This is a genomic window from Nonomuraea sp. NPDC047897 (assembly GCF_043204415.1).
Taxonomy (GTDB): Bacteria; Actinomycetota; Actinomycetes; order Streptosporangiales; family Streptosporangiaceae; genus Nonomuraea.
The window spans coordinates 1-17,978 of record NZ_JBIDCC010000006.1; the positions used below are offsets into that span (position 1 = coordinate 1).

General features: G+C 73.0%; 16 protein-coding genes and 1 pseudogene. 13 read left to right on the forward strand and 4 right to left on the reverse strand.

Translation table 11 applies throughout. The features are described 5' to 3' along the window. A pseudogene (locus ACGF0J_RS14885) lies at positions 1-642 on the reverse strand (hypothetical protein); the annotation flags it as partial. A gap of 66 nt (positions 643-708) precedes the next feature. On the opposite strand from ACGF0J_RS14885, the gene ACGF0J_RS14890 reads away from it, so the two are divergent. Further along, positions 709-1,989 (forward strand): hypothetical protein, encoded by a 1,281-nt coding sequence (locus ACGF0J_RS14890; RefSeq protein ID WP_393145863.1) that lies wholly within the window; start codon positions 709-711, stop codon positions 1,987-1,989. Positions 1,990-2,176: 187 nt separating this feature from the next. On the opposite strand, the gene ACGF0J_RS14895 is transcribed toward ACGF0J_RS14890, so the two are convergent. Then, a complete protein-coding gene (locus ACGF0J_RS14895) occupies positions 2,177-3,103 on the reverse strand; it encodes an MBL fold metallo-hydrolase (RefSeq protein WP_393145865.1) in 927 nt (308 codons plus the stop codon). A 109-nt stretch (positions 3,104-3,212) separates the two neighbouring features. Between ACGF0J_RS14895 and ACGF0J_RS14900 the strand changes: the two genes are divergently transcribed. Then, entirely contained in the window at positions 3,213-3,611 is a 399-nt protein-coding gene (locus ACGF0J_RS14900; RefSeq protein WP_393145867.1) for a single-stranded DNA-binding protein, read from the forward strand. A gap of 262 nt (positions 3,612-3,873) precedes the next feature. On the opposite strand, the gene ACGF0J_RS14905 is transcribed toward ACGF0J_RS14900, so the two are convergent. Beyond that, positions 3,874-5,310 (reverse strand): DUF1015 family protein, encoded by a 1,437-nt coding sequence (locus tag ACGF0J_RS14905; RefSeq protein WP_393145869.1) that lies wholly within the window; start codon positions 5,308-5,310, stop codon positions 3,874-3,876. Positions 5,311-5,429: 119 nt separating this feature from the next. On the opposite strand from ACGF0J_RS14905, the gene ACGF0J_RS14910 reads away from it, so the two are divergent. Together ACGF0J_RS14910 and ACGF0J_RS14915 are read left to right on the forward strand one after the other, a co-directional pair. Further along, positions 5,430-5,858 (forward strand): tetratricopeptide repeat protein, encoded by a 429-nt coding sequence (locus ACGF0J_RS14910; RefSeq protein WP_393145871.1) that lies wholly within the window; start codon positions 5,430-5,432, stop codon positions 5,856-5,858. A 472-nt stretch (positions 5,859-6,330) separates the two neighbouring features. Next, positions 6,331-7,302, forward strand: coding sequence for an HAD-IIA family hydrolase (locus ACGF0J_RS14915; protein ID WP_393145873.1), 972 nt, complete (start codon positions 6,331-6,333; stop codon positions 7,300-7,302). Positions 7,303-7,399: 97 nt separating this feature from the next. On the opposite strand, the gene ACGF0J_RS14920 is transcribed toward ACGF0J_RS14915, so the two are convergent. Beyond that, positions 7,400-7,747, reverse strand: coding sequence for an SCP2 sterol-binding domain-containing protein (locus tag ACGF0J_RS14920; RefSeq protein ID WP_393145875.1), 348 nt, complete (start codon positions 7,745-7,747; stop codon positions 7,400-7,402). 129 nt (positions 7,748-7,876) lie between these two features. On the opposite strand from ACGF0J_RS14920, the gene ACGF0J_RS14925 reads away from it, so the two are divergent. The 9 genes from ACGF0J_RS14925 to ACGF0J_RS14965 all read left to right on the forward strand — a co-directional run bounded on the left by ACGF0J_RS14925 (position 7,877) and on the right by ACGF0J_RS14965 (position 17,815). Beyond that, positions 7,877-8,035: a hypothetical protein gene (locus ACGF0J_RS14925; RefSeq protein WP_393145877.1), complete on the forward strand. Its 159-nt coding sequence runs from the start codon at positions 7,877-7,879 to the stop codon at positions 8,033-8,035. Continuing rightward, positions 8,032-8,844, forward strand: coding sequence for a TlyA family RNA methyltransferase (locus ACGF0J_RS14930; protein ID WP_393145879.1), 813 nt, complete (start codon positions 8,032-8,034; stop codon positions 8,842-8,844). The genes ACGF0J_RS14925 and ACGF0J_RS14930 overlap by 4 nt, the downstream gene beginning before the upstream one ends. After that, positions 8,841-9,758: an NAD kinase gene (locus ACGF0J_RS14935; protein WP_393145881.1), complete on the forward strand. Its 918-nt coding sequence runs from the start codon at positions 8,841-8,843 to the stop codon at positions 9,756-9,758. The genes ACGF0J_RS14930 and ACGF0J_RS14935 overlap by 4 nt, the downstream gene beginning before the upstream one ends. Positions 9,759-9,788: 30 nt before the next feature. Beyond that, entirely contained in the window at positions 9,789-11,534 is a 1,746-nt protein-coding gene (gene recN / locus ACGF0J_RS14940; RefSeq protein WP_393145883.1) for a DNA repair protein RecN, read from the forward strand. 137 nt (positions 11,535-11,671) lie between these two features. Continuing rightward, positions 11,672-12,868, forward strand: a complete 1,197-nt coding sequence (gene steA, locus ACGF0J_RS14945; protein WP_393146593.1) for a putative cytokinetic ring protein SteA — start codon at positions 11,672-11,674, stop codon at positions 12,866-12,868. Beyond that, positions 12,865-13,842 (forward strand): copper transporter, encoded by a 978-nt coding sequence (locus tag ACGF0J_RS14950; protein ID WP_393145885.1) that lies wholly within the window; start codon positions 12,865-12,867, stop codon positions 13,840-13,842. The genes steA and ACGF0J_RS14950 overlap by 4 nt, the downstream gene beginning before the upstream one ends. A gap of 2 nt (positions 13,843-13,844) precedes the next feature. Then, entirely contained in the window at positions 13,845-14,696 is an 852-nt protein-coding gene (locus ACGF0J_RS14955) for a hypothetical protein (protein WP_393145887.1), read from the forward strand. Between the two features lie 142 nt (positions 14,697-14,838). Beyond that, a complete protein-coding gene (gene murJ / locus ACGF0J_RS14960; protein WP_393145889.1) occupies positions 14,839-16,554 on the forward strand; it encodes a murein biosynthesis integral membrane protein MurJ in 1,716 nt (571 codons plus the stop codon). A 103-nt stretch (positions 16,555-16,657) separates the two neighbouring features. After that, the gene (locus ACGF0J_RS14965; protein ID WP_393145891.1) at positions 16,658-17,815 is read left to right on the forward strand and encodes a glycosyltransferase family 4 protein; all 1,158 of its coding nucleotides are present in this window, start codon (positions 16,658-16,660) and stop codon (positions 17,813-17,815) included. Positions 17,816-17,978: the final 163 nt, after the last annotated feature.

The following is a 17,978-nucleotide window of genomic DNA, read 5'->3' on the forward strand; positions in this document are numbered from 1 at the left end:
CCGGGCGGGTTCCGCGATCGTGATGACCGTGGCCCCCGTCGTGACTTCCGTGATGATCGCGGCCCGCGTCGTGACGACGACCGGCGTCCGTACCGCGAGCGTGATGATCGTGGCCCGCGTGGGGAAGGCGGGTTCCAGGATCGCCGCGAGGGCGGCTTTCGTGATGATCGGGGTCCGCGTCGCGAGGGCGGCTACCGGGATGACCGTGGCCCTCGTCGCGAAGGCGGGGTCGGGGGTGACCGTGGTCCGCGTCGTGAGGGCGGGTTCCAGGATCGTCGGCCGGGCGGGTTCCGCGACCGCGATGACCGCGGGCCGCGTCGTGACGATGACCGGCGTCCGTTCCGTGACCGCGATGACCGTGGTCCCCGTCGTGAGGGCGGCCCTCGCGACGACCGCGGGTCCAGGCCTGGGTTCCGTGACGATCGTGGTCCGCGTCGCGAGGGCGGCGCCTACCGGGATGATCGCGGCCCTCGCCGTGAGGGCGGCTTTCGTGATGATCGTGGTCCACGTCGCGAGGGCGGCTACGGGGACGACCGTGGCCCTCGTCGCGAAGGCGGATACCGGGACGAACGAGGCTCCCAGCGAGAGGGTGGTTACCGGGGCGACCGCGCCAGGCCCTTTTCGCGCGACCGTGACGAGCAATCGGCCGGCGGATCGCGGGCTCGCTACGGCAGGCCGGACCGGGATGAGGCGCCGCAGCGTGAGAGGTTGCCCGACGTCGCGCCCGACATCACCGCGGACGAGCTCGACAAGGAGGTGCGCGACGAACTGCGGTCCCTTCCCGGCGACCTGGCCGAGCTGGTGGGCAGGCACCTCGTCGCGGCAGAGCGCGCCCTCGAGGACGACGATCCGGACCGGGCGCACGAGCACACCAACGTGGCGCGGAGGTTCGCGGCTCGGATAGGTGTCGTTCGCGAGGCGGCCGGCATCGTCGCCTACCGTGCCGGTCACTACTCCGAGGCGCTCAGCGATCTGCGGGCCGCTAGGCGGATGACCGGTTCTGACGCCTATCTGCCTGTCATGGCAGACTGCGAGCGTGGTCTCGGCCGACCCGAACGCGCCCTTGACCTGGTACGTTCGCCCGAGGCAGAGCGTCTCGACAGGGCCGAGCGCGTCGAGCTGGCCATCGTGGAGTCCGGCGCCCGTCGTGACCTCAACCAGCACGACGCCGCGGTCATCACCCTCCAGCGCCTTCCCGAGCTCCGTGACCCGGAGCCGAAGCCCTGGTCGGCGCGGCTCGCGTTCGCCTACGCTGACGCGCTGGCCGACGCAGGCCATCAGGAGGCGGCGACCGACTGGTTCGCGAGGGCGATGGCGTTCGACGAGGAGGGTGAGACCGACGCGGCCGAGCGCTACGCCGAACTGACCGGCGCCGTCATCGAGGACCTCGAAGAGGACTTCGACGGCGAGCCGGGCGAGGTGGTCGACCAGGCGGACGAGGAGGAGGAGCGGATCGAGGACGAGGCGGGGTTGGCCGAGGCCGACGATCTTCTCGCCGACGCCGACGCCGACGCCGACGCCGACGCCGACGCCGCTGACGACACCGAGGACGCCGACGCTGGGGCGCAGCCCGGTGATGAGACCGACGCGGGTGACCTCAGGGGCGCCGACATCGCGGACGAGACGGAGTCTGTCCTTGAGGACGACGCTGAGGACGTGGTGGCAACCGGCGATCTGAAGGACGACGCCGAGGACGACGGCTCTGACGACGCCGAGGACGACCGACGGGCCCAGGGGCGCGGCACACGTGACGATGTCCTGACCGCCGAGAAGGGCGCCTCGAAGCCGTCCACTTCTGGAGTTCCGGGTACGCTCGCAGATGAGAAGCCGGTCGAGGGCGCTTCGGCGATCGGCGAGGACACGTCCAAAGCGCAGCCGGCGGAAGCGGCCCCGGACATCAACCCGTCCTTCATCGAGCCGAACTTCGGCGACATCCTGGACGAGCCCGGAGACGCGGCGACCGCGGACAGGCCCAAGCGCGACGACTGACGTCCTGAGGCCTCCGCGCTGATGAGCCGCCGTACCTCCCATCAGGGATGTACGGCGGCTCGTTCGTGTCAGGGGTTGCCGTGCGGAACGGCCCGTCGAGAGCGGTCCCGGGGAAGGCGCGGCGTGGTCGGGGCGGCGCGGTGGACGGGGGAGCCGACCGCCGCTGACGGCCGTCCCTCCGTCGCCGCTACGGCGAGACGCGGTCGAGCCAGTGGAGGATGCCGGCGACGTTCGACGGTGCGCCGCTCAGCAGTTCGAATTGTTCTGCCGTCTCGTCGCCGTCCTTGAGCGCGCTGTAGCGCTCCTTCGTACGGTCCCGAACCATGGCCACCGCATGATCGAGATCCAGGCCTTCGGCGTGTGCCTGCCGGGTCAGGTCCACCCAGACGCGCAGTTCCTCGGCGGACCGTTCGAGCGTCTCCTGGACCGCGTTCACGGGGCCGTAGTGGCTGAACAGCAACCGCTGCGGTCCCAGCGCCTCGAAGAGCGCGATCGAGTTGAGCGCCGTCTGCAGGTCGAAGTCGGGTGGCGGTGTGGCGGGCCGCAGGTCACCGGTCTCGGGGAGGTAGACGCCGGCGGCGTCGCCCACGTACAGGTCGCCGGTGCCCGAGTCGACCAGCCCGACGTGGTGCTTGGCGTGTCCGGGTGAGTAGTGGCTGCTGAGGGTTCTGCCGTTGCCCAGGTCGATGGAGCCGGTGTCGCCCAGCGCGACGATGCGTTCGGCCTCGGTCGGCGACAGCTCGCCGAACAGCGTGTCCAGCTTGTCGCCCCACACCATACGGGCGCTGGCCATCAGCCGCGACGGATCCGCCAGGTGCCGGGCGCCCTTCTCGTGCACGACGATCTGGGCGGAAGGGAAGAACGTGGCGATGTCGCCTACCCCTCCGGCATGGTCGAGGTGGATGTGCGTGACCACCACCGTCGCGAGGTCCTGCGGGCCCACGCCGAGCGAGGCGAGGGCGTCGCGCACCACAGGCGCCGACGTGGACGTGCCCGTCTCCACCAGGCAGGGGCGGTCGCCCAGGATCAGGTAGCCGGCCGTGATGCCGGTGTAGCCGGCCATTTTGGTGTCAATCTCATAGACGTCGCCGCCAAGGGCGGTGATGTTGTCCACAGGCGCTCCAAGAGCCGTGTCCGCTATCCCCAGAACGGCGTTCGGGCCGATCCGGTCTCCCCTTCATCGTAGATAGTGATCTCCACCTGAGCATCGATGGGAGGCGGCAGTGGACCGCAACGAGGTCGTTCTGGTGGGAAGGCTGTCCGGGGCAGCCGAGGACAAGACGTTGCCGAGCGGCGACACCCTGACGAGATGGCGCCTGGTGGTGCGCCGACGCCGCCGTCACAGGCGGGGCGGCACCCTGACCGACAGCATCCCCTGCGTCACGTTCGATCCGGAGACGGCCGAACTGGTCCGGAGCCTGCGGCCGCCTGCGCTGCTGGAGGTCACGGGCGCGTTCCGATGCCGCATCTATGGGCCGTCCACCGCGAAGGTCTGGCGCTATGAGGTGGAGGTCCTCTCGGCCAGACCCATCGAGGCGGATCCGACGCGGCACGCGGATCCGGGGAAACCTCCGCAGCCTTCCCCGCCTCGTCCGGTGGCTGCACTCGCCGGGGTGGGGTGACGAGACGCCGCCATCTGCGTCGTGGGGCATGTCATCCCACTGGGCCCGCCCCAGCACTCGTCCGCATACGACCGGCAGCCTGCGTCGCCCAGCGCGTCGGATCGCGTGCACCCGGTTCAGGTCGCGCCGGAGCCGGAGAGGGCGAGGCATGCCGCGGCGCAGGCACCCCGGCTGGCAGGGACGGCGGGCTCTGCATGCCGACCAGAGGCGTGTGCTGGGAGCTTCGGCCCCCGGGCGTGCCCCACGGTGACGGCGTATCCCCTCACCCGGTGGCGAACGTGCGCAGGAGCAGGCCCGTCCGGGGCTTGGGGCCGAAGGAGGTCGACTTCCGGGGGACCCGTTCCCCGGCCGCCGCCACGGCCAGCACGTCCTCGACGGCGAGCGGCTTCAGGATCACCGCCGTGCCACCGGATCGGATGGCCAGGTCGGTGGCGGCCTGAGCGTCGTGATGCACGATGCGCACGGCGTGCTCGTCGTCCTGCATGCCCCACACTTTGGGCAGGACGAAGCAGGTCAGGATGGAGGTGTTGAGCGAGTTCCAGCGGTCGGAGCGGTCGGCCGGCATGGCGTGGGCCAGTTGCACTGGATCGGGGTCGGTGAGCAGATGGCTGCCGCCCTCGCCCGCCAGCAGGAAAGCGGGCTCCGCGGCGGCGTCCAGCGCGGCCAGGCCGTCGGCGAGCGTGGGATGGTCGTGGACCTGCCATGACCCCTTCGCCCTGGCCGCGGCCTCACCCAGCGGCAGCCCGGGGATGACGCGGTGGATGGCCTTGAGGTCCGGTGGGTACGCGGTGGAGTCCACGAGCAAGGCGAGCCCGAAGTCCCACGGTCCCGCCGGGGTGCCGGCCGGTGAGGTCGACGTCGAGCGGGAGGCGTGTTCCTGGCGCTGGAGGATGCGGTAGGTCGCGTACCGGTGATGGCCGTCGGCGATGAGGGCCTGCCGGGGACGCAGGTCGGCGTTGACGGCGTCGATCTCGGCCTGGTCGGTGATCGCCCACAGGCGGTGGGTCAGGCCGTCGTCCGTGCGGGCGTGGACCAGGGGAGGACGGGTGGTGGCCACCTCTTCCACGAGGCGGGTCGCTGCGCCGTGATCGCCGCCGTAGAGGAGGAAGATGGGTTCGAGATTGGCCTGGGTGGTGCTCATCAGCGCCAGACGGTCGGCGACGGGGCCGGGGAAGACGTCCTCGTGGGGGAGGATGACGCCCTGCGCCGGGTCTGCCAGGCCCACGTCGCCGATGAGGCCGCGTTGCAGGACACCGGGACCGCTCTGCTCGTAGGCATACAGGGCCGGGCGTTCATCCCGTTCGAGGACACCTGAGGACATCCAGGCGCGCAGGGTGTCCCGGGCGGGGCCGTACTTCTGCGCGGGGTCCGAGTGATCATGAGGTTCCGGGGCGTGCAGCTCGCCGGTGGGGTGGGCGGTTGGCGAGGCGCGGCGCGGGGTGGCGGCGGGCGCCGGCCCGGCCGCCGGTGTCGGGGGCGGACCCGCTTGGTCCGCGGACGCGGGCTCGGGCGGCGTGCAGGGAAGGATGAGCCGTACGACGTTGTTGGGATGGGAGTCAAGGAGCGCACGGACATCGCCGTCGGAGATCAGGTCGTAGGGCGGAGACGTCACCTTGGCTGGATCGTCGACGACGAAGCGGACGCCGCGGAAGGGCCGTAGCACCAGCCCATCCGGTACCGGCAGTTCAGGAGTGCCCATACCGGGCATGCTCCCATAAAGGCCCGAGTCTTCTGGAAGTCGCCCCAACGCCCCAGCCGCGCCCGGTGACGCGGCGAACCGAGCGGATCCGTCGTCTGCCGATGAAGGAGACCTCACGCATGGTCCAAGGAACGAATCCCCACGATGATTCCCATGGTGCCCCCGAGGGCTACGTATACGACTGGTACCAGCGCGGCGTGAAGTTGCTGCAAGAGGGCAGTCCGGCGGCTGCGGCCGCGCTGCTCGAACGTGCCGCCTCGGCCGAGCCGGACTCGCGGAGCATCCGCGAGGCGCTGGCCCGGGCCCAGTTCAACTCCCGGCAGTACGCGGAGGCGGCGGAGAGCTTCCGGCAGATCGTCGATGCCAACCCCGCTGAGGACTATGCCCACTTCGGGCTCGGGCTGGCGCTGTGGCGGACGGGAGATGTCGAGGGTGCGCAGGAGCCACTGGCGATCGCCGTGGCCATGCGTCCCGATGAGCGTAACTATGTGTCCGCGTTGAAGAGCGTACGGGCTACCTTGCGGGCCCGGAGAGAGATGTCGAGGTAGGGCTGAAGCTCAGAGGGCTGGCGCGGCCGTACGGCGGGGCGGGAGGCGGCGGGCGTTGGCGGGCGTCTCTGGGCGTTCGGTGGGCGCTCCTGGGCGGCCTTCCCGGGTGTCGGGGGGCGTCCTCGGGTGTCGGGTGGCGTTCCCGGGTGGGCTGGGCGGTGTACCTGGGTGTCGGGCGGTTCCCGGGTGGGCGGTGTTTCCAGGTGTCGGGCGGTTCCCGGGTGGGCGGTGTTTCCGGGTGTCGGGTGGCGGCCTCGGGCGTCGGCGGAACTCGCGCCTCGGCACCCGGGCGGCCGCTCCTCGGGGGCCCACGCGGCTGGCCGAGAGCGTCGGATGGGGCGCTGTGCGCAGCCGGTTGCAGGCTGAACCCTCCGCGAGGAGGGCTGGCTGTCGGTGAGGGTGCTGGGCGGCGTTAGAGTCGCTCAGGCGTGAGAGTGCGACGAGGCGTGAGAGTGCGACGAGAAGGGGCCACGTGCTGATCGACGGCTACGACACCCTGCTGCTCGACCTCGACGGGGTCGTTTACCTGGGCAGGCACGCGGTGCCGGGGGCGCCCGAGGCGTTGGAGGCGGTCCGAGGGAGAGGCGCCCGGCTGGCGTACGTGACCAACAACGCCTCGCGGACTCCGGCGGCGATCGCCGCGCACCTGCGGGAGCTGGGGGTGGCCGCGCGCGCTGCCGATGTCGTGACGTCCGCCCAGGCCGCCGCCCGGGTGGTGTCGGAACGGGTTCCGCCGGGCTCGAACGTGCTGGTCGTCGGCGGGTCCGGACTACGGCTCGCCGTACGGGACCGGGGGCTCAGGCCGGTCAGCACGGCGTTGGAGGCGCCCGCGGCCGTGGTGCAGGGGATAGCGCCCGGCCTGTCGTACGGGCTGCTGGCCGAGGGGGCGTTGGCGGTGCGGCAGGGGGCGCTGTTCGTGGCGTCCAACGGGGACAGCACCATGCCGACCGGCCGTGGCGTGCTGCCGGGGAACGGGTCGATGGTACGGGTGATCGCCGCCGCGACGGGGGTGGAGCCGGTGTACGCGGGCAAACCGGACCCGCCGCTGCACCGCGAGTCGATGATCCGCACCGGAGCGCGTCGGCCGCTGGTCGTGGGGGACCGGTTGGACACCGACATCGAGGGGGCGACGAACGCGGGCGTGGACAGCATCGTGGTGCTCACCGGGGTGGCCACACCGCTCGACCTTCTCACGGCCGCTCCGCAGCACCGGCCCACCTATGTCGCGGACGGGCTGTCCGCGCTGCTCGAACCGTACCCGGAGGTGCGTGAAGGGGTGTGCGGCGGCTGGCGGGCCCGATGGGCGGACGACGTCCTGCGTCTTGAGGGCGACGGCAGCCGGATCGACGGGCTGCGGGCAGCGTGCGAGGCGGCCTGGAGCCGGGCCGGGCGGGGACGCGTCGAGGAGGACGCGGTCAAGCAGGTGCTCGACCGCGTCGGCTAGGCCCAGGAGGTCTCGATGATGTGACCCATGCGCCCGCCCATCGCCAGATGGTTAGCGCGAGCATCAAATATCTTGGGAGTGGACGGGTCAACCACCGTCAGAGCAGGCGGCGCAGGCGCAACAGGTCGCCGAAGCTGGCCTCGACCTTCACCCGGCCGCCGAGCAGCGCGCGCGCCAGGTCGAGCTCCCCGTCGACCAGTGCGATCAGGTCGTCGCTCACGATCGTCAGCCGCACGTCCGCCGCCCGGCCGCCGGCCGGAGGGTCCTCGGCGAACGGGTCGAGCCCGTCATGGTGCAACCGGCCGTAGTAGGTCACGCCGAGGTCGGAGACACGGCAGCTCAGCGTGCGCTCCACCACGTGCTTGGCCCGGTCCTCCTCGTCGATCTCGTGGAACTGGGCGACGAGCTTGGCCAGTGCCGCCCGGCACTCCTCGACGCTTGCCATGGTGCGCATCCTTTCTGGGCCTTGTCCGGGGACGTAGCGTTCCACATCCGCGGCACCCCGTATGCCCCCTCAACGCGTGACACACCCGCCGAGGTGCCGGGCGCTCGCGTGAGGCGTTACCGTCGTGTCATGAGTGCGCTGCCTGAGCAGACCGGAGACGACCGGGTCGACGCGGTGCTCACCGGCCTCGGCCGCCTGGCCGGGCTGCCGGTGAGTGAGCACGTGGGGGTGTTCGAGGAGGCGTTCGCCGGGCTCGAGACCACGCTCGCCGCCGTGGACGACCAGTGAGTCGCCGGCTACGCCTGGACAGCGAGATGGTGCGCCGGGGCCTGGCCCGCTCGCGCGAGCAGGCGAGCCAGCTCATCGAGGCCGGCCGGGTCACCGTGGGCGGACAGCGGGCGGGCAAACCGGCCACCCAGGTCGACACGGCCTCGGCCATCGTCGTCGCCGAGTCCGCCGACGGGCCCGACTACGTCTCGCGCGGCGCGCACAAGCTGCTCGGGGCGATCAGCGCGTTCGGCGGCCTGTCCGTCGAGGGGCGGCGCTGCCTCGACGCGGGCGCCTCGACCGGCGGGTTCACCGACGTGCTGCTGCGCCACGGCGCCGGCCACGTGCTGGCGGTGGACGTCGGCTACGGCCAGCTCGCCTGGTCGCTGCGCACCGACGAGCGGGTGACCGTCATGGAGCGCGTCAACGTGCGCGACCTGACCCCGGACATGGTCGGCGAGGCGCCGACGCTGATCGTCGGCGACCTCTCGTTCATCTCGCTGCGGCTCGTGCTGCCCGCCCTGGCCTCGGTGGCCGCCGCGCGGGCCGACTTCGTGCTGCTGGTCAAGCCGCAGTTCGAGGTCGGCAAGGACCTCGTCGGCGCGGGCGGCGTGGTGCGCGATCCGCAGTTGCGGACGCGGGCCGTGCGCGACGTTGCCGGACGCGCCGGGGAGCTGGGCCTGGCCGTGCGCGGCGTCACCGCCAGCCCGCTGCCCGGCCCCTCCGGCAACGTCGAGTACCTCCTCTGGCTGGGCAAGGGAGAAGGCGCGCCGCCCCTCGCCGACCTGGAGGCGGAGATCGAGCGCGCCGTCGCGGAAGGGCCGCAATGAACCGTACGAGCCGGGGGGACCGCACAGTCCTGGTCACCGCGCACACAGGACGTGAGGCGGCGGTCGAAAGCGCCCGCCTCGTCATCACCCGTCTGGTCGACGCCGGCTTGACCGTCCGGGTGCTCGACACGGAGGCCCCCGAGATCGGCTGCGCGGGCGTCGAGGTCGTGCCCGGCGACCCGAGCGCCGCCAAGGACGCCGAGGTCCTCATCGTGCTCGGCGGCGACGGCTCGCTGCTGCGCTCGGCGGAGCTGGCCCGGCCCACCGGCACGCCGCTGCTCGGCGTCAACCTCGGCCACGTCGGCTTCCTGGCCGAGGCCGAGGTGGCCGACCTCGCCTCGGCCGTCGACGGCGTGGTCGAAGGCCGTTACGACGTCGAGGAACGCATGACGATCGACGTGCTCGCCCGGCAGAACGGCCAGGTCATCGCCGACACCTGGGCGCTGAACGAGGTGTCGGTGGAAAAGCGGGACCGCATGCTGGAGGTCGTGGCCGAGATCGACGGCCGGCCTCTGTCGCGCTGGGGCTGCGACGGCGTCATCTGCGCCACGCCCACAGGTTCGACGGCCTACGCCTTCTCCGCCGGCGGCCCGGTCGTCTGGCCCGAGGTGGAGGCCCTGCTCCTGGTGCCGATCAGCGCGCACGCGCTGTTCGCCCGGCCGCTCGTCGTCTCGCCGCGTTCGGCCATGGCCGTCGAGATCCTGCCCGACACGCCCGGCGGGGTGCTGTGGTGCGACGGGCGGCGGCGGTTCGACCTGCCGTCCGGCTCGCGCGTCGAGGTCCGCCGCGGCTCCGAGCCGGTCCGGCTGGCGCGGCTGCACGGTGTGGAGAGCACCGGCGCGCCGTTCACCGACAGGTTGGTCGCCAAGTTCGAACTACCCGTTCAGGGCTGGCGTGGACGGGTGCGTCCCTGAGTCAATGGGCTGGCAGGCGCGTAGGATCACATGCGCACAGGTGTTCGGAGCGACGGGAGTGGGCAGTTGCGACCCAGGGTCGAGGAGGTCCGCATCCAGGGGCTCGGCGTCATCGATGAGGCCGTCCTCGAGCTTTCGCCGGGCTTCAACGTGGTCACCGGTGAGACCGGCGCCGGCAAGACGATGGTCGTCACCGGCCTCGGGCTGCTGTTCGGCGGCCGGGCCGATCCGTCGCGCATCCGGCCCGGCGCCGACCGGGCCACGGTCGAGGGCACGCTCGTCATCGAGCCGGGCGGGCGCGTCGCCCAGCAGGTGGAGGACATCGGCGGCGAGGTCGACGAGGGCGAGCTGATCATCTCCCGCACCGTCTCGGCCGAGGGCCGCTCCCGGGCCTGGCTCGGCGGGCGCACCGTGCCCGTCGGCACCCTGACCTACCTGGCCGACGACCTGGTCGCCGTGCACGGGCAGATGGACCAGCAGCGGCTGCTCCAGCCGGCCAGGCAGCGCGCCGCGCTCGACCGCTACGCCGGAAACGACCTCGTCAAGCCGCTGCGGGCCTACACCCAGGCGTACAAACGGCACAAGCAGGTCGCCGCGCTGCTGGAGGAGCTGACCACCCGGGCGCGCGAGCGGGCCCAGGAGGCCGACCTGCTGAGGTTCGGCCTGGAGGAGATCGAGAAGGTCGACCCCAAGCCCGGCGAGGACGTCGAGCTGCGCGGCGAGGAGGAGCGGCTCTCGCACGCCGACGCGCTGCGCGGCGCCGCCACCAGTGCCCACGCCGCGCTGCTCGGCGACCCCATGCAGACGGCCGACGGCTCGCGCGACGTGATCTCCCTGCTCGGCGAGGCGCGCGCGGCCGTCGACGCGGTGCGCGACTTCGACGCCGAGCTGGCCGGGATGGCCGACCGGCTCGCCGAGGCGGGCTACCTGATCGCCGACGTCGCCACCGATCTCGCCGCCTACGCCGAGTCCGTCGAGGCCGACCCGGCCCGGCTGGCCGCCGTGCAGGAGCGGCGGGCGCTGCTGTCCGGCCTGATCCGCAAGTACGGTGAGGACAGCTCGGCCGTGCTGGCCTGGGCCCAGAGCTCGGCCGCCCGGCTGGCCGAGCTGGAGGGCGACGACGAGCGCATCGACGAGCTGGCCCGCGAGCACGAGGAGCTGACCGGCCGGCTCACCGAGCTGGCCGCCGAGCTGACCAGGGTGCGTCAGGCAGCCGCCGAGCGGTTCGGCCGGGCCGTCACCGAGGAGCTGACCGCCCTGGCCATGCCGCACGCCCGCGTGGTCGTCCAGCTCACCCGGTCGGCCGACTTCGGGCCGGAGGGCGTCGACGAGGTGGAGCTGCGGATGGCCGCCCACCCCGCCGCGCCGCCGCTGCCGCTCAACAAGGGCGCCTCCGGCGGCGAGCTCAGCCGCGTCATGCTCGCCATCGAGGTGGTCTTCGCGGGGGCCGATCCGGTGCCCACGTTCGTGTTCGACGAGGTCGACGCGGGGGTCGGCGGCAAGGCCGCGGTGGAGATCGGGCGCAGGCTGGCCCGGCTGGCCCGCACCGCCCAGGTCATCGTCGTCACCCATCTGCCGCAGGTGGCCGCCTTCGCCGACCAGCACCTGGTGGTGGAGAAGACCAGTGACGGCAGCGTCGTGCGCAGCGGTGTCGTCACGCTCGACCATGAGGGTAGGGTGCGCGAGCTGTCGCGCATGCTGGCCGGCATGGAGGACTCCGAGCTGGGCAGAGCCCACGCCGAGGAGTTGCTGGACCTCGCCGCCGCCGACCGCTGACCGAGGTGCTCGCGCGAGGTGGCGGGGCAGGACCGAGTGACGTGGGTGACGGGCCGGACGGATGAGCTGAGTGACATAGCGGACACGCCCCGCGATGCGTGGCCGCTCAGCTGTTTCCCTCTGGCAGGATGTTCATGATGAAGGTTCCGGGGAGCAGGATGCCGGGCCTCCGCGGCAGGAAGGTCGACGACCTTCCCGGTGTCACGGCAGTGGCGAGAATCGATCGGCGGACGAAGAGGCTTACCAAGCGCCTCCAGCCCGGCGAGATAGCGATTATCGACCACGTCGACGTCGACCGGGTCAGCGCGGAGGCGCTTGTCGCGTGCGGTGCGGCGGCCGTGGTGAACGTCGCGGCCGGTATCAGCGGCCGCTACCCCAACCTGGGGCCCCAGATTATTCTGGAGGGCGGAGTCCCGTTCGTGGACAACGCCACCCCGGAGCTGTTCGAGCGGGTCAAGGACGGCGACGTCGTCCGCCTGCACGAAGGCATCGTCTACCTCGACGACGAGCCGGCGGGCAAGGGCGAGGCGCAGACCCTGGAGGCCGTCGAGGCGGCGATGGCGGAGGCCAGGGCCGGGCTGGCGGTGCAGATCGAGGCGTTCGCCGTCAACACCATGGAATACGTGCGCGGCGAGGGCAAGCTGCTCATCGACGGCGTCGGCGTCCCCGAGATCCGCACCCCCCTGGAGGGCCGCCATGTCCTCATCGTCGTGCGCGGCTACCACTACAAGGAGGACATCGCCACCCTCCGCCCCTACATCCGCGAATACCGCCCGGTGCTCATCGGCGTCGACGGAGGGGCCGACGCGCTGCTGGAGGCCGGCTACCTGCCCGACGTGATCGTGGGCGACTTCGACTCCGTCTCCACCAAGGCCCTCACCTGCGGCGCCGAGCTCGTGGTGCACGCCTACCGCGACGGCAGGGCGCCCGGCCTGGAGCGCGTCCACCAGCTCGGCCGCGAAGCCGTCATCTTCCCCGCCACCGGCACCAGCGAGGACATCGCGATGCTGCTCGCCGACGACAAGGGCGCCGAGCTGATCGTCGCCGTCGGCACCCACGGCACGCTGGAGGAGTTCCTCGACAAGGGCCGCTCCGGCATGGCCAGCACCTTCCTCACCCGGCTGCGCGTCGGCAGCAAGCTCGTCGACGCCAAAGGGGTGAGCCGGCTCTACCGCAGCCGCATCTCCACCTCGCAACTGCTCCTGCTCGTGATCACCGCCCTGACCACCATGGGCGTAGCGATCTTCCTGTCGCCGATCGGCCGCGGCTGGCTGAACGGCCTGCAAGTCGTCTGGAACGCGTTCATCTTCTGGCTGGTCGGACTCTTCTCGTGATCGATTTCCGCTATCACCTCGTCTCCATCGTCGCGATCTTCCTGGCGCTGGCCGTGGGCATCGTCCTGGGCACCACCCTGCTCCAGGAGCCCGCGATCGAGACCGTCAAGAGGACCAACGAGCTGATGGCCAAGGCCAACGACGGGCTCACCGCCGACCTCGACGCGCTGCGCAGCAAGGAGGGCGGCAACAACGAGTTCGTCACCGCCCTGACGCAGAAGCTGGTCGAGAACGAGCTGAACGGCGAGCGCGTCCTCATCGTCGAGGCCCCCGGCTCCAGCACCGCCTACCGGGAGGCCCAGCACCAGGTGCTCCTCCAGGCGGGCGCGGCTATCGCCGGGCGGGTGACGCTGGCCGAGAGCTTCCTCGACCCCAAGAGCACCGGCGTGATCGACGGGCTGGCCACCCAGCTCAAGCCCGAGGGCATGGCCTTCGCCCCGACCGCGACCGCCTACGACAGGGCCGGCGCCCTGCTCGCCGCCACCCTCATGACCACCGACGCCGCGCAGGCCGGCACCGCCAACGCGACCACCCCGGGCGTGCTCGAAGGCTTCGAGGCCGGCGACCTGCTGAGCGTCGAGGGCGAGCCGGGCAAACGGGCCACGCTCGCGGTGCTGTTCGCCCCCGAGAAGCCGTTCACCGGCGGCAACGCCGACACCCAGGCCGAAGCCCTGGTCTCCCTCGCCGCCGCGCTCGACGCCCAGGGCAAGGGCACCGTGGTCACCGGGAGCGCCGCCACGGCGGCCGCCGCCGGTGGCCTGATCAGCGCCGTGCGCGACGACGGCGACACCGCCAAGCGCGTCTCCACCGTCGACACCCCCGATATCCCCGCGGGCCGCGTCGTGACCGTCTACGCTCTGCGTGAGCAGGTGAGCGGGCGCGCCGGCCAGTACGGCATCGGCCCCGGCGTCTCGGCGTTCACCCCCGCGCCGCCCACCGCGGCGACCCCGACCCCCTCCGAGGCAGGGAGCTGACCATGGCCCGAGGCCTGTTGTCCGCGCTCGCCGGCGCCGCCATCGGCGCCGTCGCCGCCCGCGCCGCCTACACCGCCCTCACCAGGGCCAGGCCGCTCGACCCCGGCGACCGCTGGACCCGCAAGAACCACCGCGGCGAGCCGCTCACCCTCCTGGAGGGCCCCGCCTTCGTCGCCGGCTCCGCCGCCGCCGTCGCACTCGCCCCCGGTCTTCCCGGCCGCGTACGGGCTGCTGCGCTGCTGGCCGGCGGCGGCAGCGGGGCGTTCGGCGCTTACGACGACCTCTACGGCACCACCGCGTCCAAGGGCTTCAAAGGTCACCTGAGCGCGCTCGCCCGCGGTGAGGTCACCAGCGGCGCCGTGAAGATCCTCGGCATCGGCGCCACCGGGCTCGGCGCCGCCGCGCTCGTCTCCGACGGGCCCGCCGACACTCTCGTCAACGGCGCGGCCATCGCGGGCGCAGCCAACCTCGCCAACCTTTTCGACCTGCGGCCCGGCCGGGCCATCAAGGTCGGGCTGCTCACCGGCGGGCCGCTCCTGGCCGCCTCGCTGCTGCGTGAGCGGCCGGTCGCCGCCGCGCTGGCCGCCGCGCCCCTCGGCGCCGCCGCCGCGCTGCTGCCCGACGACCTCGGCGAACGCGCCATGCTCGGCGACGCCGGAGCCAACGCCCTCGGCGCCCTCCTCGGGCTCGCCGCCGTGACCCGGCTCGGCCGTCCCGGCAGGCTCGCGCTGCTCGGCACCGTCGCCGCGCTGACCGCGGCCTCCGAGAAGATCAGCTTCACCAGGGTCATCGCGGGCAACCGCGTCCTCAACCACCTCGACATGCTCGGCCGCCGCCCGGTCGACCCCGTGTGACCTCAGCGACCGTTCCCGGGCGCGCGCATGTCGGTGCGGCCTGCCAGGATGTTCCCGTGATCGGGGAACGGGGGCGGCGGCCCGGCTCGGCGCGGACGCCGGGCGGCCGGGACGGTGGGCACGAGGCCGGTGGTGAGCCGACGTGGTGACGGCCAGGCTCGCGCGGGGCGTCGCGGGCGGGGCGATGCTCATCGGCGCGATCACGATCCTGGCGCGCGTCACCGGCTTCGCCAAGCAGTACGCCTTCGCCCAGACCGTCGGCACCGACTGCCTCGCCACCGCCTACTTCACGGCCAACCAGATCCCCAACATCGTCTTCGAGGTCGTGGTCGGCGGCGCGCTGTCCGGCATGGTCGTCCCCGTCCTCGCCGGAGCGGCCGCCGCGAGCGCCGCCACCGACGGAGCGGTCTCGTCTTCCGGCGGCGCGGTCTCGTCTTTCGACGGCGGGATGCGGGCACCCGACGGCTCGCCGGCGGCGCGGCGGCGCGTCGAGTCGATCAGCTCGGCGCTGCTGACGTGGGTGCTCGTCGTACTGGTGCCGCTCGGCGCGCTGGTCGCCCTGCTCGCCGGGCCCGTCATGGGGCTGTTCTTCCACGACGGCGTGGCCGGCTGCGAGACCGGATCCGTGCATGCCGTCGCCACCCGCATGCTGGTCGTCTTCGCCCCCCAGATTCCGCTGTACGGTGTCGCGGTCGTGCTGTACGGCCTGCTCCAGGCGCACCGGCGCTTCGCCGGGCCCGCCCTGGCGCCGCTGGTCTCCAGCATCCTGGTCATCGTGGCCTACCTGGTGTTCGTCCCGCTCAGCGGGAACGAGACCGACCCGGCGGACGTGCCGAGGGCCGCCGAGCTGGCGCTGTCCGTGGGCACCAGCCTCGGCGTGCTTGCCCTGGTGCTCACGGTGGCCGGTCCCGTGGCCGGGCTCGGCCTACGCTGGCGGCCCACCCTGCGCTTCCCGCCGGGCGTCGCCCCGCAGGTGCGCCGGCTCGCCCTGGCCGGGGTGGCCGCGCTGCTCGCCCAGCAGGCGGCCATGATCGTGGTGCTCCTGCTGTCCAACCAGGCCGTCGGCAGCGGCGCCATCGCGGTCTACAACTACGCGTGGGCCATCTACCTCGTCCCCTACGCCGTGCTCGCCGTACCGATCGCCACCAGCGCGTTCCCCGGGCTGTCGGCGCAGGCGCAGGCCGGTGAGGCGGCCGCCTTCGCCCGACTGGCGGCAGGCGCGACGCGGGCCGTCGTGCTCGTGTCCGGGCTGGCCGCGGGTGTCCTGGCAGCCGCCGCCGAGCCGGGGGCCGTGGTGTTCCTCGGCACCGACACCAAGGTGCCTCCCGACCAGTTGGCGCGGACCATCATGCTGTTCGCGCCGGGGTTGATCGGCTACGGGCTGATCGCGCACCTGAGCCGGGTGCTGTACGCGGCCGGTCATGGCCGGGCCGCGTCCATCGGCACGGTCACCGGGTGGGTGGTGGTGATGGCCGGTCAGACGGTGTTCGTGCTGGTGCTGCCCGACGACTGGAAGATCGCGGGGTTGGCGCTCGGCATGACCGCGGGGATGACCGCCGGAGGCGCGCTGCTGCTGGCCTTCGTCGTGCGGGCCAGGGGCCGGTCCGCCGCGGCGGGCCTGGGGCGGGCCGTGGCGGCGGCCGTCGTGGGCGGGGCCGCCGGCTACCTCGCCGGGGCCGCCGTGGTCGCGGCGCTCGACGCGCGGGGCATCCTGGCCAACGCCGGGGCGGTCGTGCCGACGGCGCTCGCGGCGCTGGCGGCCGGGGGGCTCGCCGTGGCCCTGGTCGACCGGGACGACGCCAGGGCCGTGGCCGGCCGGCTCGCGCGGGGAAGGAAGACGGGCGGGGCCGGCGAGTGACCCCGCCGCCCGGATCGCCGACGTGGCGGTCCGGGCGGTCGCCGGTACGAGGGTGGCGTGACAGATGGTGGCGGGATCCTGCGAGAGAGGAACGACAGTGCGGGTGGCATTCGTCCTGGGCACCACGTCCGGCGGCACGGGCCGGCACGTGCGGATGCTCACCGAGGGGCTCGTCAAGCTGGGGCACCAGGTGCTCGTCGTGGGGCCGCCCAGTGTGGAGGAGCGGTTCGCCTTCACCGGCGCCGGCGCCCGGTTCGTGCCCGTGCCTGTCTCCGATCGGCCGCACCCGCTCAACGACGCCCGTGCCGTGCTCGCCCTCAGAAGACTGACCAGGAACGCCGATGCCGTGCACGCCCACGGGCTGCGGGCCGGCGCACTGGCGGCCCTGGCGGCACCGGCGCTCCCGGCCCGGGGCGGCCGGGCGCCGCTCGTGGTGACGCTGCACAACGCGCTCACCGCGGGCGGGTTCGTCGGCCTCGTGTACGGGACGCTGGAGCGGATCGTGGCGCGGCGGGCCGACCGGGTGCTGGTCGTCTCGCCCGACCTGGGAGAGCGGATGGAACGGCTCGGCGCGGGCGACGTGCGCCCCGCCGTGGTGCCCGCGCCCCCGCTCAGGCCGGCACGGCGCACGCCCGAGGAGGTACGCGCGGACCTGGGGGCGGGGGAACGGCCCATCGTGCTGACCGTGGCGCGGCTCGCCCAGCAGAAGGGTCTGGAGAACCTTCTCGACGCCGCCCGGGGGCCCTGGGCGGGCGGCGGCCGGGAGACCGTCACACCGGGAGCCTCCGCCGGGCCGTCCGGGGAGTCGAGCGGGAGGGGCCGGCCGCTGTTCGTGGTGGCCGGGGAGGGGCCGCTGCGAGAGGCGCTGCAGCGCAGGATCGACGCCGAGGCGCTGCCCGTGATGCTGCTCGGCGAGCGGGACGACGTGCCCGACCTGCTGGCGGCCGCCACCGTCGTGGTGTGGACCAGCAGGTGGGAGGGGCAGCCGCTCAGCCTCAGCGAGACCCTCATGGCCGGCCGGCCCGTCGTCGCGACCGCCGTCGGCGGGATTCCCGACCTGCTGGGCGGGGCCGGAAGGCTGGTCCCGTACGGGGACGCCGGCGCGCTGCGCTCCGCCGTACGGGAGCTGGTCGAGGATCCGCGGGCGGCGGCGAGGATGGCCGAGGCGGCCGCGCGGCGCGGTGCCGAGCTGCCGGACGCGGCCGACGCCGTGGCGGACGTGCTGGCGGGCTACGGAAAGCCAAGATCATACGGAAGGTGAGGGGGGCCTTACGCGTTCTGTATACTGCGTCCGTTAAGGGAGGGGAGTATCCCTTCGCGGCAGCCTCGTCATCACGGTGTAGCCCCACTCCACGGGGCCCCCGGGGCTGCCGGTCCGCGTGCTCGCGGGCGGGAGAGACCTCCGGCACTCGTTTTTCAGCATG

Bases quoted from the DNA above. Each gene is read 5' to 3' on its own strand.
- ACGF0J_RS14905 (WP_393145869.1), bottom strand. From the start codon at position 5,310: ATGGGCACTCCTGAACTGCCGGTACCGGATGGGCTGGTGCTACGGCCC.
- ACGF0J_RS14910 (WP_393145871.1), top strand. From the start codon at position 5,430: ATGGTCCAAGGAACGAATCCCCACGATGATTCCCATGGTGCCCCCGAG.
- ACGF0J_RS14920 (WP_393145875.1), bottom strand. From the start codon at position 7,747: ATGGCAAGCGTCGAGGAGTGCCGGGCGGCACTGGCCAAGCTCGTCGCC.
- ACGF0J_RS14925 (WP_393145877.1), top strand. From the start codon at position 7,877: ATGAGTGCGCTGCCTGAGCAGACCGGAGACGACCGGGTCGACGCGGTG.
- ACGF0J_RS14935 (WP_393145881.1), top strand. From the start codon at position 8,841: ATGAACCGTACGAGCCGGGGGGACCGCACAGTCCTGGTCACCGCGCAC.
- recN (WP_393145883.1), top strand. From the start codon at position 9,789: ATGCGCACAGGTGTTCGGAGCGACGGGAGTGGGCAGTTGCGACCCAGG.
- steA (WP_393146593.1), top strand. From the start codon at position 11,672: ATGAAGGTTCCGGGGAGCAGGATGCCGGGCCTCCGCGGCAGGAAGGTC.
- ACGF0J_RS14955 (WP_393145887.1), top strand. From the start codon at position 13,845: ATGGCCCGAGGCCTGTTGTCCGCGCTCGCCGGCGCCGCCATCGGCGCC.